The sequence below is a fragment of the Pseudoalteromonas sp. TP27 genome (assembly GCF_056470645.1).
Genome location: NZ_JARDAK010000021.1, coordinates 1 through 12,891, shown reverse-complemented (window position 1 = coordinate 12,891; position 12,891 = coordinate 1). Strand labels below are relative to the sequence as shown.

Annotated in this window: 13 protein-coding genes and 5 tRNA genes; 8 read left to right on the top strand and 10 right to left on the bottom strand. The window is 40.0% G+C overall.

Annotated elements, in window-relative coordinates; all coding sequences use genetic code 11:
• The first annotated feature begins 15 nt into the window (after positions 1-15).
• The 6 genes from PX700_RS18345 (at position 16) to PX700_RS18320 (ending at position 3,503) form a co-directional block, all read left to right on the top strand.
• Positions 16-1,026: an RDD family protein gene (locus tag PX700_RS18345; RefSeq protein ID WP_479521512.1), complete on the top strand. Its 1,011-nt coding sequence runs from the start codon at positions 16-18 to the stop codon at positions 1,024-1,026.
• A gap of 88 nt (positions 1,027-1,114) precedes the next feature.
• A complete protein-coding gene (locus tag PX700_RS18340) occupies positions 1,115-1,366 on the top strand; it encodes a type II toxin-antitoxin system Phd/YefM family antitoxin (RefSeq protein WP_415637656.1) in 252 nt (83 codons plus the stop codon).
• Complete coding sequence (locus PX700_RS18335) at positions 1,356-1,646, top strand: type II toxin-antitoxin system RelE family toxin (protein ID WP_415637655.1); 291 nt, start codon at positions 1,356-1,358, stop codon at positions 1,644-1,646. Before PX700_RS18340 ends, PX700_RS18335 begins: the two co-directional genes overlap by 11 nt.
• A gap of 81 nt (positions 1,647-1,727) precedes the next feature.
• Positions 1,728-2,579 carry an alpha/beta hydrolase gene (locus tag PX700_RS18330; protein ID WP_415637654.1) on the top strand — a complete coding sequence of 284 codons (852 nt, stop codon included), beginning with the start codon at positions 1,728-1,730 and terminating at the stop codon, positions 2,577-2,579.
• Between the two features lie 89 nt (positions 2,580-2,668).
• A complete protein-coding gene (locus PX700_RS18325; RefSeq protein WP_415637653.1) occupies positions 2,669-3,118 on the top strand; it encodes an ATPase in 450 nt (149 codons plus the stop codon).
• A gap of 40 nt (positions 3,119-3,158) precedes the next feature.
• The gene (locus tag PX700_RS18320; RefSeq protein ID WP_415637652.1) at positions 3,159-3,503 is read left to right on the top strand and encodes a 2OG-Fe(II) oxygenase; all 345 of its coding nucleotides are present in this window, start codon (positions 3,159-3,161) and stop codon (positions 3,501-3,503) included.
• An 87-nt stretch (positions 3,504-3,590) separates the two neighbouring features.
• Here PX700_RS18320 and lnt read toward each other — a convergent pair whose 3' ends face one another.
• Genes lnt through miaB form a run of 5 tightly spaced genes read right to left on the bottom strand, consistent with a single transcriptional unit; the run spans position 3,591 to position 9,049 of the window.
• Complete coding sequence (gene lnt / locus PX700_RS18315) at positions 3,591-5,141, bottom strand: apolipoprotein N-acyltransferase (protein ID WP_479521511.1); 1,551 nt, start codon at positions 5,139-5,141, stop codon at positions 3,591-3,593.
• Positions 5,122-6,006, bottom strand: a complete 885-nt coding sequence (gene corC, locus PX700_RS18310) for a CNNM family magnesium/cobalt transport protein CorC (protein WP_165728904.1) — start codon at positions 6,004-6,006, stop codon at positions 5,122-5,124. The genes lnt and corC overlap by 20 nt, the downstream gene beginning before the upstream one ends.
• Positions 6,007-6,028: 22 nt before the next feature.
• Positions 6,029-6,487, bottom strand: coding sequence for an rRNA maturation RNase YbeY (ybeY, locus tag PX700_RS18305; RefSeq protein ID WP_002958542.1), 459 nt, complete (start codon positions 6,485-6,487; stop codon positions 6,029-6,031).
• A gap of 4 nt (positions 6,488-6,491) precedes the next feature.
• Positions 6,492-7,550 (bottom strand): PhoH family protein, encoded by a 1,059-nt coding sequence (locus PX700_RS18300; RefSeq protein ID WP_165728903.1) that lies wholly within the window; start codon positions 7,548-7,550, stop codon positions 6,492-6,494.
• Between the two features lie 50 nt (positions 7,551-7,600).
• Complete coding sequence (gene miaB, locus PX700_RS18295; protein ID WP_415637650.1) at positions 7,601-9,049, bottom strand: tRNA (N6-isopentenyl adenosine(37)-C2)-methylthiotransferase MiaB; 1,449 nt, start codon at positions 9,047-9,049, stop codon at positions 7,601-7,603.
• Positions 9,050-9,218: 169 nt separating this feature from the next.
• Here miaB and PX700_RS18290 point away from each other — a divergent pair, with 169 nt between their 5' ends.
• Positions 9,219-10,475, top strand: coding sequence for an FAD-dependent monooxygenase (locus tag PX700_RS18290; protein WP_479521510.1), 1,257 nt, complete (start codon positions 9,219-9,221; stop codon positions 10,473-10,475).
• A 153-nt stretch (positions 10,476-10,628) separates the two neighbouring features.
• Positions 10,629-12,212 carry a putative bifunctional diguanylate cyclase/phosphodiesterase gene (locus tag PX700_RS18285; RefSeq protein WP_479521509.1) on the top strand — a complete coding sequence of 528 codons (1,584 nt, stop codon included), beginning with the start codon at positions 10,629-10,631 and terminating at the stop codon, positions 12,210-12,212.
• 41 nt (positions 12,213-12,253) lie between these two features.
• Here PX700_RS18285 and PX700_RS18280 read toward each other — a convergent pair.
• The 5 genes from PX700_RS18280 to PX700_RS18260 form a co-directional block, all read right to left on the bottom strand.
• Positions 12,254-12,328, bottom strand: a tRNA-Gln gene (locus PX700_RS18280).
• A gap of 39 nt (positions 12,329-12,367) precedes the next feature.
• Positions 12,368-12,452, bottom strand: a tRNA-Leu gene (locus tag PX700_RS18275).
• A gap of 70 nt (positions 12,453-12,522) precedes the next feature.
• Positions 12,523-12,597: transfer RNA gene (locus PX700_RS18270), tRNA-Gln, on the bottom strand.
• Positions 12,598-12,635: 38 nt separating this feature from the next.
• Positions 12,636-12,720: transfer RNA gene (locus PX700_RS18265), tRNA-Leu, on the bottom strand.
• Between the two features lie 71 nt (positions 12,721-12,791).
• Positions 12,792-12,866 (bottom strand) — tRNA-Gln (locus tag PX700_RS18260).
• Positions 12,867-12,891 lie beyond the last annotated feature (25 nt).

Here is a 12,891-nt window from a genome sequence, read left to right as displayed (position 1 = left end):
ATAACAAGAAAAAAAATGAAAGCCAAAGAGATAGAACAATTAGAATTATCAAATTCTGAAACCCGAGAAGTTATTACACCCTACGCCTTTAAAATTGACAGTGCTTTACTGGGCTTGCCTTTAGCTACACCAAGTAGGCGTGCATTAGCGATTATAATTGATGTTGCACTTATATTTTTAGCAGCCAAACTCAGCGCGGCTTTAATAGCATTTGTCGCTGCAATGGCTTTTTATAAAGGTACTGCGCAACAGTACTTACCTAAAATGTCGTCGTTTTGGCGAAGAACCCTAAAAATTTTTGCAGCAAGTTTTTTATTTGTAAGCGCACTTACTGTGCTTTCAATTGGCATAGATTACTTAGAAGACGATAACGCTGATCAAGGTCTAGCTGTTCAGGGCGTAAAAATACAAGATGAAATTCAGCTTACCGCCACAGAAAAGCAACGGGTAAATACTTATTTAGCGCAAACAGCCGATGAAAGCTGTGATCAACCTTGCCAACAAAATGCGCTTGATAATTTAATTTGGGAAGTTCCCAAATTAGCAGAAATGGATGACCTACAAAACCCACAACTTGCTACCGTATTTTTACAGCTATTAGTGCTCAGTGAAAATAACGAAATAAAGCCTGCACAGTTAATAGAAGAAAAACCAGCACAAACAACTACAAACAGTATTTTGCAGTGGAGCAAAGGCATTATTCAAGACTTAGGCTTAGGGTTTGGCTGGGCTGCTGTTTACTTTACGTTGTTCTCGTTACTTTGGCGCGGCCAAACACCAGGTAAAAAAGTATGTAATATCCGCGTAGTCGCACTGAGCGGTGAGCCATTAGGTTTATTAGATTGCTTTGGTCGCTACGGCGGCTACGGTGCAGGCTTTGCAACCGGGCTATTAGGGTTCCTGCAGATATACTGGGATCCAAACAGACAAGCCATTCAAGATAAAATATCAGCGACTGTGGTTATTAAAGGTAACCTGAATCAACCTGTGAATGTTGAAACCGTTGTAGATGCAGTGAAAGAGTAATAAAAACTAACAAGATTATAAAAAAGAATGGCTATAAATAAAAAAAGGTCTAAAATTAGGGCTTAATTTAGTTCTTTTTAGGTGTTTTATGAGACAAGTTTTAGCTGATTGTTCGGCAAGTATTTCAGAACTTAAAAAAAATCCAACAGCGCTTTTAAATGAAGCGGATGGCGCTGCAATAGCCATATTAAATCATAACAAGCCTGCTGCTTACTTAGTACCTGCAGCAATGTATGAGCTAATTATGGAACAACTGGATGATTATGAACTAACTAAAGTTGTTGAGAGCCGCAGAGGCGATTTATCTCAAGCGGTTGAAGTTAGTATAGGTGACTTATAAGTTAAAGTTTTTGCCTGCGGCGTTAAAGGAATGGGGGAAGCTAGCGGCCCCACTTAAAAGTCAGTTTAAAAAGAAGCTCATTGAACGCTTAGACAACCCACATGTGCCTGCATCCAAGTTGCGAGGCTTTGATAATGTGTACAAAATAAAATTGCGCACGGCAGGGTATCGCCTAGCTTACGAAGTTATTGAAGACGAAATTGTGGTCTATGTACTTGCAATTGGTAAGCGCGATAAGGATGCGATATATAAAAAGTTAGCGTTACGAACTAAGGAATAGCCTAGCAATAAAAGCGGTGTTTTGCTTGTTCAAAGAAAGCCAGACGTTTCTTCTTGGTTTGTTATTAATACAAGGATATGTATGAAAGTCTTATCAATAATATTTTTATATTTATTTTTTACAGTAAATGTAAATGCCTCAGAGTCTATTATTTTAGCCAAAACCTATCAGCTAAAATCTACTATTTTAAATGAACAGCGTAATTATAGTGTTTATTTACCGCTAAGCTACAGTGAAAACCCGAATCAAGTATATCCTGTGATTTACTTGCTTGATGGTGACCCAACCCATTTAAAAGCAGTTGCTGGACTGGTGGAAGCGCTCAGTACAGAGCGGCTAGAGCAGCAAATACAAGAAGCTATTATTGTTGCTATTCCTAACAGTAAAAATACGATAAGAGAGCGCGACTTTACCCCTACAAATGTAGATTGGACATTTAACGGTCAGCTACTCGAAAAGTTTGAAAATATTGGCAACGCCGCAAATTACAGCGCCTTTTTTGAAAAGGAACTCATTCCACTCATTAATAAAAAATATCGCACATCAAATAAACGAGTTTTAATTGGCGAGTCTTTCGGTGGCTTGTTTGCCAGCTATGTATTGCTTACCAACCATGCGCTATTTACAGATTACTTAATTATTGATGCCACGTATCTTTGGGATAATAACTATCTCAATCGTTATTTTGATGAGAAGCAACTAATAAATAAGCTGCTTAAAGGTAATGTGTATTTTACCTTTGCAAATAATGGCAAAGCGTTTGGCGAAATTGGTAAAACAAATTACCGATGGGGTTTAGCATTTGCTGAAAAGTTAAAAGTACACTCAAGCGATAATCTCATTATAAATCAACGTTACTTTGAAGATGAAACGCATGGCACAGTCTCTGCGCTTAGCTGGTATTATGGTTTTAAAAGCTTATTACAAAGATAAATTTAATTTGTAAACTTGGTTAGTACAAAGGAGTGATTTTGGGTATATCGTTAACGAAATTCAGTTATAAAAAATCAAAAGGGAATTAAATGAGTAATAATTTTAATGAAGCTATAAAGGGCTTTTTTTGGGGCGTTGGATTTGTACTTGCATCCCTTGGTGGTATCAGTGTGTATGCGCTAACAATAGCCGCTGAAGTGGATAGTGGATTTAAAGAGCTGGTTTCTAATAAAGCATTAGAGGCTACAGATGGCTTTAATAGTGATTATAAGCTTACTCTTTCTGATATTTTTAAAGAGAATGGACGAGTAAGAATAACTGCCGAGTTAAAAAATATCACCAGTGAAAGCATATATGCAGGTGGTGTTATAGCATCTACATTTGATGAAAATGGTAAATTTGTTGGTAATTGTTTAGGTAAAAGCGATGACATATTTATAGAACCAAATAAGAGTAGCTATATTGATATTCACTGCAATCTACTCAGACCGCAAGCGAGCAGAGTACACTCTGCAGAATTAAAGTTTAAGTGGTTTTAAAACTTTAAAAAAAATTTTCGGAACAAATGAAAGTGTAGTTATGGCGAGAGAATTATTTAGTTGGCAGCGAGGGCGACAAGTGTCGGGCTACGATAAAATGTTATTGTGCCGTATGCTATTCCCTTTAAAATTTGATGCTTACTTAATTAAATTCCCACAAGGGAGTGAAATAAAACCGCATACCGATACAGTTAAGACTGGCAGACACTTTAGGCTCAATATTGTGCTAAAGCATGCAGCTAAGGGTGGTGAGTTTATTTGTGGAAACCCAATTATAAATTATAGTCGGATTAAACTTTTTAGACCCGACATTGAGCAGCACCAAGTATTAAAAATAGAGCAAGGCACTCGTTATATTCTAAGCATAGGCTGCATTAAAAAGTAAATTTGCGTAGGTTGGGTAGAACGAAGCGAAACCCAACAATAAACATCTTTTTTAAATAGCTGTCCACCGACAGCTATCAACCCTATTTTATTTTCTAAACCTAACTCCAAATCCACCAAGACTCAGTAACAATACAAACCCCCACACAAACATGTTTCCATACTGGCTGTACACGCTGTCGCCTTTTATAAGCTTAATATCGGCTTTTAATGTAGTAGCTTCAAACTGAGGCATTGTTTGCTGTGTGTGGCTTATAGGGTCGTATACGGCGCTTACTCCATTGTTGGTAACACGCACTAGAGGGCGCTGTAGTTCGAGCGCGCGCATACGGGCTATTTGCATATGCTGCAAAGGCCCAATAGAGTCGCCAAACCAGGCATCGTTACTTACAGTAAAGAGTAGGTCGGAGTCGCTTTTATAATTACCGCGTACTAAGTCGGCAAAAACAATTTCGTAGCAAATAGCGGGAAGTAAATTAAAGCCATTGGCGCGCAAGTTGTTTTGCACTTTGTCGCCACGCGTAAACGACGACATAGGTAAATCGAATAACGGGGCAATAGGGCGCAGTAAATCTTGAAACGGTACAAACTCGCCAATCGGTAATAGCTGGTGTTTTTGATAGCGGTTTTTATCTAGGTAATGGTAATGCCCATGCTCGTCGTCGCGTTCTTTATTACCGACCACAATAAGTGTATTGAATATGTTTTTAGTGTCGCGTTGGTAGTCAACAATACCGGTTACAAGGGCAGTTTTATTAAATGATGCTGCACTGTCTAAGTTGGCTAGGTAGGAATCTGCAAGCATTTCTATTTCGGGCACTGCGGCTTCGGGCCATACTATTAAGTCGGCATCCCAATGAGGGCGCGTCATGTCTTGGTATTTACTCATGGTGGTCCAAAACTCACTTGGCTCAAAACGCAAGTGTTGTTGTATGTTGCCTTGCACGAGTAATACCGACATGTTTTTATCTGAGTAGTGAATACTGCCAGTGGTACTTGCGGCTGTAAAAATAAGCGCAACAGCAGTGGCCGTAACAGCAGGTGTTTTAAAATCTTTTTGGGTAAGTCTATATAGTGCAAAGCCAATAGCCACACACGTTAGTGTTAAGCCAAACTCGCCAATATATGGGGCAAGCAGCCTGAGTGGGCCATCGGTTTGTGTGTAGCCAAAACTTAACCACGGGAAACCCGTAAGTACTGTTCCGCGTAAATACTCACTAATTGCAAAGCAGGCAATTAGTAATGCGCCAAAGCTTTTAGGGCCAGTGGCAAAGCGTGTGGTTGCCCAAAAAGCAAGTGCGGGAAATAACGCTAAGTAGGAACACAAAAATGCCATTAACGAGAGTGACGCTATAAGCGGCATTCCGCCAAAGGTGGCAATAGAAACATGCACCCAGCTTATACCTGCACCAAACCAACCTAGACCAAATATAAAGCCATATTTAGCAGCAGTTTTTGCGTGTGCTTTACCGGTATTATTAGGGTTAATGCAAAAAATTATGGCACCAAGGCTAATAAATACAATGGGCCAAATTTCAAAGGGGGCATAGCCAAAAGTTAAAACAAGGCCCGCAACCAGTGCGAGCCATGCTTTTTTATCTTTTGCTAATAGGGTAAGTCTAGTTAGCAGTTTCTTCACTGTCGTTATCATCATCCTTAGGAACGGTGACTTGCAGTTGCAAAATACGACGATTGTCGGCGTTGGTTACTTTAAATTGGTAACCTTCTATGTCAATCGTTTCACCACGGCTTGGCATATGGCCAAATGCGTGCAGTACAGTTCCACCAATAGTATCGGCTTCGTCTGTGCTGTAACCTGTTTTAAAATGCTCGTTAAAGTCATCTACAGGTGTGAGTGCTTGCACTACGTGAACATGTTTAGCAAGTCGACGAATATCTTGATGTTCTTCTTCTTCGTCGTGCTCATCTTCGATTTCGCCAACAATTATTTCAAGAATATCTTCAATCGTTACTAAGCCCGATACGCCGCCGTATTCGTCAATAACAACAGCCATATGGTAGCGTTGCTGACGAAATTCGTTTAGCAGTGTATCAACACGTTTGCTTTCAGGTACTACCATTGCTGGGCGTAAATAATCGCGTATTGATGGTAAGTGCTCGTCTTTATTTAAGATCAGTGGCAATAAATCTTTAGCGAGCAAAAAACCTTCTACATGATCTTTATCTTCAATCACCACCGGAAAGCGTGAGTGAGTTGAGTCAACCATCATTGGAATTAGCTCTTCAAGCGGCTTGTCGATCTCAAGAGTGATCATTTGTGAGCGCGGAACCATTATGTCTCGCACTTTAAGCTCAGACACGCCAAGCACACCTTCTATCATCTCTTTTGTTTCTGGATCGATTACGTCTCGTTCTTGCGCATCGGCAATAACTTCGACCAGCTCTTCTCTATTCTGGGGTTCCCCTTGCAACATTTGAGCTATTCTGCCCAACCACGTTTTGCCAGAAGAACCCTGGCTAGATTGCGAGTTACCGTCGCTCATTGCGTCTAATTGCTCCGTTAATTTAAATATCGTCCCGGTATGGGTCTGCTATGTTCAGCTCTGCAAGTAATTGCTTTTCTATGCTTTCCATCTCTAAAGCATCGTCACTCTTTATATGGTCAAATCCAAGCAAATGCAAGCATCCGTGAATAACCATGTGGGCAAAGTGGTCATGAAATGACTTCTCTTGCTCAATTGCTTCAGCTAATACAATGGCTGGGCAAATAATTAAATCACCAACCAAGGGAATATCTATTCCTGGTGGTGCTTCAAATTCGAACGACAGTACGTTGGTCGGTTTATTTTTACCACGATAGTCGTTATTAAGCTGTTGCGATTGCGCTTCGTCGCTAATAACAATACTGAGCTCTGACTCATCACGATATTGGCTAAGGGCTTTGTCGGCCCACAGTGCAAATTGCTCTTCGCTTGGGAGGTTGTCAAACTCACACGCTATTTGTAAATCAAGTTCGGTTGTCAAAGTATTACTCTTTAGTAGTAGGCTGTTGAAGAGCAGCAAGTGCGTCTTTTGCATTTTGCTTTTCAATGCGCTTTAGTCGCTCGCTTTCGTCGTTACGCTCGTAGGCTTCAACAATGCGTGCTACAACAGGGTGGCGTACTACGTCTTGGGCTTTAAAGTAGTTAAAGCTAATTTCGTTTACACCATCAAGTACTTCCATTGCATGGCGAAGGCCTGAGCGTGTACCACGTGGTAAATCAACCTGTGTAATATCGCCTGTAATAACCGCTTTTGAGTTAAACCCTATACGAGTTAAAAACATTTTCATTTGCTCGGCGGTGGTATTTTGGCTTTCATCTAAAATAATAAAGGCATCGTTTAAAGTACGTCCGCGCATGTAAGCAAGCGGGGCGACTTCAATAATGTTTTTTTCGATGAGCTTTTCTACTTTTTCAAAACCTAGCATTTCAAAAAGCGCGTCGTAAAGAGGGCGCAGGTACGGGTCTATTTTTTGACTTAAATCGCCGGGTAAAAAGCCAAGCTTTTCGCCCGCTTCTACAGCAGGACGCGTTAATAATATACGGCGTATTTCTTGGCGCTCAAGGGCGTCAACGGCGGCAGCAACGGCAAGGTAGGTTTTACCAGTACCAGCAGGGCCAATACCAAAGGTAATGTCGTGGTGTAAAATATTAGCCACATAAACACCTTGGTTATCGTTACGTGGTTTAATTACACCACGGCGTGTTTTAATCACCATATCTTTGCCATAAGCGCTGCTTGATGCGTCTTGCTCTAGGGCTTTTGATTCGGTAATAGCTAAATGAACGGCGTCGGGTTCTATTTCGCCTAACACACCACGCACTGGCTGAGTATCAACATAAAGGTTTTTTAAGATTTCTACAGCGCCGGCGCAGTTGTGTAATTTGCCGGTTACTTTAAAAAAGTTGTCACGGTGAATTATTTCAACAGCCAGATGGCGTTCAATTTGTTTGATGTTTTCGTCAAACGGGCCACATAAAGAAGAAAGGCGTTTGTTATCGGCAGGTTCTAAATAAATCTCTAACGTTTTTAACTGATTACTCAAAATTGCTTCCTATAGTACTGCGCCAGTGTTAACTGGCGCTAATAGTGTGACTAAGGAACGAAAGTAGCTACGCCAATTTCGTTAACAGTGTCTGGTTTTGGCTCTGCAGCTGCAGCTTTTGTTAAAATAGCTGAAGGAGCGATTTCACGTCGTAAGTTCATTTCTGATTCTGTACGAATTAAGTCACCACGTAAAGAATTAGGTAGTGCTTCGGTAATACGTACGTCAACAAACTGTCCGATCACTGTGTGCGGGCCAACAAAATTTACTACACGGTTATTTTCGGTACGGCCACGTAATTCCATTGGGTTCTTTTTAGAAGGACCTTCAACAAGTATACGTTGCTCGGTATCGAACATTTGGCGGCTAATTTGCTGCGCCATTTGTGTAATACGGTTTTGTAGTAAGTATAAGCGTTCTTTTTTCTCTTGCTCTGTTACGTCATCTGGCAAATCTGCCGCTGGCGTACCTGGGCGCGCGCTGTAAATAAAGCTAAAGCTCATATCAAAACCAATGTCGCTAATAAGCTTCATGGTTGCTTCAAAGTCTTCTTGGCTTTCGCCTGGGAAACCAATAATGAAATCTGACGACATGCTTAAGTTAGGACGAATTTTACGTAACTTACGAATAGTCGATTTGTATTCAATTGCCGTATGGCCACGTTTCATTAGGTTTAATATACGATCTGAACCACTTTGCACTGGTAGATGTAAGTGATCTACAAGCTCTGGTACATCGGCGTAAACGTCAATGATATCTGGTGTGAATTCTACTGGGTGCGATGTGGTGTAACGAATACGGTCAATACCATCAATAGCAGCAATAAGACGAATTAAATCTGAGAAGTAACAAATTTCGCCATCGTGCGTGTCACCGCGGTATGCATTTACGTTTTGGCCAAGTAGGTTTACTTCACGAACGTTTTGCTCTGCAAGTTGTGCAATTTCAAGTAGTACGTCATCTACCGGGCGGCTAACTTCTTCGCCGCGAGTATACGGTACAACACAAAAAGTACAGTATTTAGAACAGCCTTCCATAATTGATACAAACGCAGATGGGCCATCCGCTTTTGGCTCTGGCAGGCGGTCAAACTTTTCAATCTCTGGGAATGAAATATCAACAACCGATGAGCCTTTATCGCCTTGTACTTGTTTAATCATTTCTGGTAAACGGTGCAGCGTTTGCGGGCCAAAAATAACATCTACAAATGGTGCACGTTGGCGAATAGAGTCACCTTCTTGTGAGGCAACACAACCACCTACACCAATTATTAAGTCTGGCTTGTCGTCTTTTAACAACTTCCAACGACCTAACTGGTGAAATACTTTTTCTTGTGCTTTTTCACGAATTGAACAGGTGTTAAGTAAGATTACGTCGGCATCTGTTGCATCATCAGTTAGCTGGTAGCCGTTGGTGGCATCTAAAAGTTCAGCCATTTTCTGAGAGTCGTATTCGTTCATCTGACAACCCCAGGTTTTAATATGCAGCTTTTTGCTCATTGAAATATTGCCTCGTGTTCAATTCGATAGTGGCACAAAAATGTGCTAGAAACAGGATTAAGGAGCAAGCATGCTCACTTAAAGGAGGCGTATTTTAGCTGGATACCCGCCCAGATCCAAGTATAGTTTTCATGTTTGTGATCTCAAATCAATACAGGGCGAGTTTAATGTGCTGTTAGGGATATCCTCTGGTATAAAACAAATTAATTTTGATACAATCAAAACAGACTCAAGTAATAATAAAATGATGAAAAACATGACTAAAAATAATGTGATAGTAGTGGGCGGAGGCATGGTTGGCGCGGCTATGGCGATAAAGCTGGCTCAACAAGGCTTTGGCGTGCGCATAATTGAAAAACACCTTATAGACCCATCACACATTCTTAGTAGCGATAAGGTGGATATTAGAGTGTCGGCCATTAATCGTTTTTCAGAAAATTTACTTGATGAATTAGGGGCAATGCCGCTTTTAAGGCAAAACCGTATAGCGCCTTATCAACAATTAGAGGCTTTTGAGCGCGGTGGTGACAATTTATTATTTGATTGTGCTGACATAAACACGACCCATTTAGGCCATTTGATTGAAAATAGTTTAATTCAAGCAAGTTTGTGGCAGCAATTTGGGCGGTATAAGATTGAGGTTATTGAGCAATCATTACCGGTTACTAAAATAGAGCAAACGGATGATTTAATTACGCTTGTATATGGAATGCAAACCTATACAGCCGATTTAGTGATTGCAGCCGATGGCGGGCAATCGCAATTGCGCGATAAGGCGAATATTGGTATTACAGGTTGGCAGTACCAACAGCATTGCATGGGGGTATTAATTAAACTCGATGCTCCGCAACAAATTAAAACATGGCAACAGTTTACACCAACCGGGCCATTGGCATTTTTACCAATGCAGGCACCGTACGCTAATTTAATTTGGTACGACGATGCAAATACACTGCAAGCATTTAGAGGGTTAAACCCAGAGCAGTTAAAAACGCACATACTTAATAAGTTTCCAGAGCTTGCTGGAGACTTTGAAGTACAGACCCATGCGATATTTCCGCTTACTCGTCAGCATGCTAATAGCTATTCGCAAGGGCGCTTGGTTTTAGTGGGCGACGCTGCACATACAATTAACCCCCTTGCAGGGCAGGGCGTTAATTTGGGTTTTCAGGATGTTGTGGCACTTGCTGACATTTTAAATGATGCAGATGATGTTGGTTGCCCGCTAAAGCTTAAAGAATATGAGCGATCTCGCCGTAAAGCCAATTTGTTAATGATGAGCATGATGGATGCTTGTTACTTTGGGTTTTCTAATCAAATTACACCACTTAAATGGGCACGTAGCCAGTTTTTAAAAGTGGCGAATAATACGGGGCCAATAAAAAACTGGGTTTTAAAATACGCAATTAGCGGTGATTTAGGCTAAATTTAAAGTAGGTATTAAAAAGGCTCATTTATGAGCCTTTTTTTATGTCTGTTTTTTAGATGGGCAGGTAGTGATTCGCTATATCGAACACGGTGTTAATTTAACGGTGTCACTTCACTAAATTGCAATTAAATAACTTTAAAGAGCCTGTGTGTGGATAATTTTTTTACAGTAATGATTATGTTAGGTGTGCTGCTACTTGTCGCTAGCCTAAAAACAACCTTTAAAGTTTGCAAAAGAACATCGCAAAGAGCGTGGAGTGTACTGTTATGCGCTATTGTCTGTTTTATTTTAGGGTATTGGTGGATACTTTATTACTTTTCAAATTACGATACTGCACCAATAATAAGAAATGCAGTTGCCACAATATTATTTGGTGGTGCAGGATTTGTTTTCTTAGTTGTCAAACTGAGTTTAAAAAGTATTGTTAAAATAGAGCAAGCAACGCAGTATCAAAAATATCAAACTGAGCACGATAACTTAACAACCTTACCCAACCGCAATAACTTTTTTAAATCCTTAAGTAAACAAGTGGAATACCCTTCTTCATTTGCATTGTTCTATATCGACTTAAATAATTTTAAACAAATTAATGATGCGTTTGGTCATCAATGTGGCGATCAACTATTAGCAGCGTTCGCCAATAAACTAAGCAAAGACTTGTGCGGAATTGCTAAATTATATCGAATAGGAGGTGATGAGTTTGCATTTTTACTGCATACCGATGCGGATGAAAGTATGGATTACTGTGTAAACATTATAAATTCAGCTGTTAAAACTCCATTTTGTACGAATGAGCAAATAGTTAAAATACAATTAAGTATAGGCGTAAGTCGTTTTCCTCATGATAGCCGATTACCCGATCAGTTATTGAAAAAAGCCGACTTGGCACTGCATGAAGCTAAAAAAACATTTCAACCTTTAGTAAATTACTCATCTGCAATAGGTAAAAGAGCGGAGGACTTTTTTGATTTATCAGCCAAAATTAAAGTGGCATTACATAAAGGTGAGTTTGAACTTTATTTACAACCCATAATGGACTCTAAAGATTTACAATTACATGGCCTAGAAGCGCTTATCCGATGGCCGCAAGATGATGGTAGCTTTATTAGTCCTGAAAAGTTTATAACCGTAGCTGAGCGTACAGGGCTTATTTTTCCTTTATCGAAATGGGTTGTACAAGAAGCGGTTAACCATATTAGAAAACTCAAACTATTTGGCTTCATCGGTACTATACATGTCAATTTATCGACTAAAGATATTGAGAGTAGTGAGTTTTACGATTTTATAATTAACCTACTTACAACCGATCCTACTTTAAGTGACTCACTAATATTTGAAATTACTGAAGGTGCAATGATGACAAATATTCCGGCTGCAAGAAAAATGATGCAGCAGTTGAGTATGCGCGGGTTTAAATTTAGTGTTGATGATTTTGGTACTGGCTTTTCATCATTGTCGTTATTAAGAGAGCTGCCAATCAATCAAATAAAAATAGATCAGTCGTTTATCAAAGATATGCTCATTAACCCACCAGATTATGCCATTGTTGAGTCTACATTATTTTTAGCGAGTCGATTAAATTGTGATGTAGTAGCTGAAGGAATAGAAACAAAAGAGGTAGAGCAAGCGCTATTAGGTATGAACTGTGATTATTTGCAAGGGTATTTATATAGTAAACCGATAACAATAGATGAATTTATAAGTGTTTATTTAAATGCAGAAAAAGTAAGTTGAATTTAGTAAGTATTGGAGAGTTTTAGAAAAGGGAGTCAAATTGGCTGGGATACCAGGATTTGAACCTGGGAATGCCAGGATCAAAACCTGGTGCCTTACCGCTTGGCGATATCCCAACTGTAAATTTGAATTAGTTTTAGTTCTTAATAAGAACATGGTGCGGAAGGAGAGACTTGAACTCTCACAACCTAAGTTACTGGAACCTAAATCCAGCGCGTCTACCAATTCCGCCACTCCCGCATCACTAATTTGCTAATTTAAACTCTAAGCAGAGCTATTCTTTTATCCAACTTTCCTTGGTAGAAGAAGTTGGCTGGGATACCAGGATTTGAACCTGGGAATGCCAGGATCAAAACCTGGTGCCTTACCGCTTGGCGATATCCCAACAAAGAATTATTTATAATTTTAGTTCTTATAAGAACATGGTGCGGAAGGAGAGACTTGAACTCTCACAACCTAAGTTACTGGAACCTAAATCCAGCGCGTCTACCAATTCCGCCACTCCCGCATCACTAATTTGCCAGTTTAAACTCTAAGCAAGAGTTATTCTTTTATCCAACTTTCCTTGGTAGAAGAAGTTGGCTGGGATACCAGGATTTGAACCTGGGAATGCCAGGATCAAAACCTGGTGCCTTACCGCTTGGCGATATCCCAACAAAGAATTATTTGATGGTTTTAT

Bases quoted from the DNA above. Each gene is read 5' to 3' on its own strand.
- PX700_RS18345 (WP_479521512.1), top strand. From the start codon at position 16: ATGAAAGCCAAAGAGATAGAACAATTAGAATTATCAAATTCTGAAACC.
- PX700_RS18340 (WP_415637656.1), top strand. From the start codon at position 1,115: ATGAGACAAGTTTTAGCTGATTGTTCGGCAAGTATTTCAGAACTTAAA.
- PX700_RS18330 (WP_415637654.1), top strand. From the start codon at position 1,728: ATGAAAGTCTTATCAATAATATTTTTATATTTATTTTTTACAGTAAAT.
- PX700_RS18325 (WP_415637653.1), top strand. From the start codon at position 2,669: ATGAGTAATAATTTTAATGAAGCTATAAAGGGCTTTTTTTGGGGCGTT.
- PX700_RS18320 (WP_415637652.1), top strand. From the start codon at position 3,159: ATGGCGAGAGAATTATTTAGTTGGCAGCGAGGGCGACAAGTGTCGGGC.
- corC (WP_165728904.1), bottom strand. From the start codon at position 6,006: ATGAGCGACGGTAACTCGCAATCTAGCCAGGGTTCTTCTGGCAAAACG.
- miaB (WP_415637650.1), bottom strand. From the start codon at position 9,049: ATGAGCAAAAAGCTGCATATTAAAACCTGGGGTTGTCAGATGAACGAA.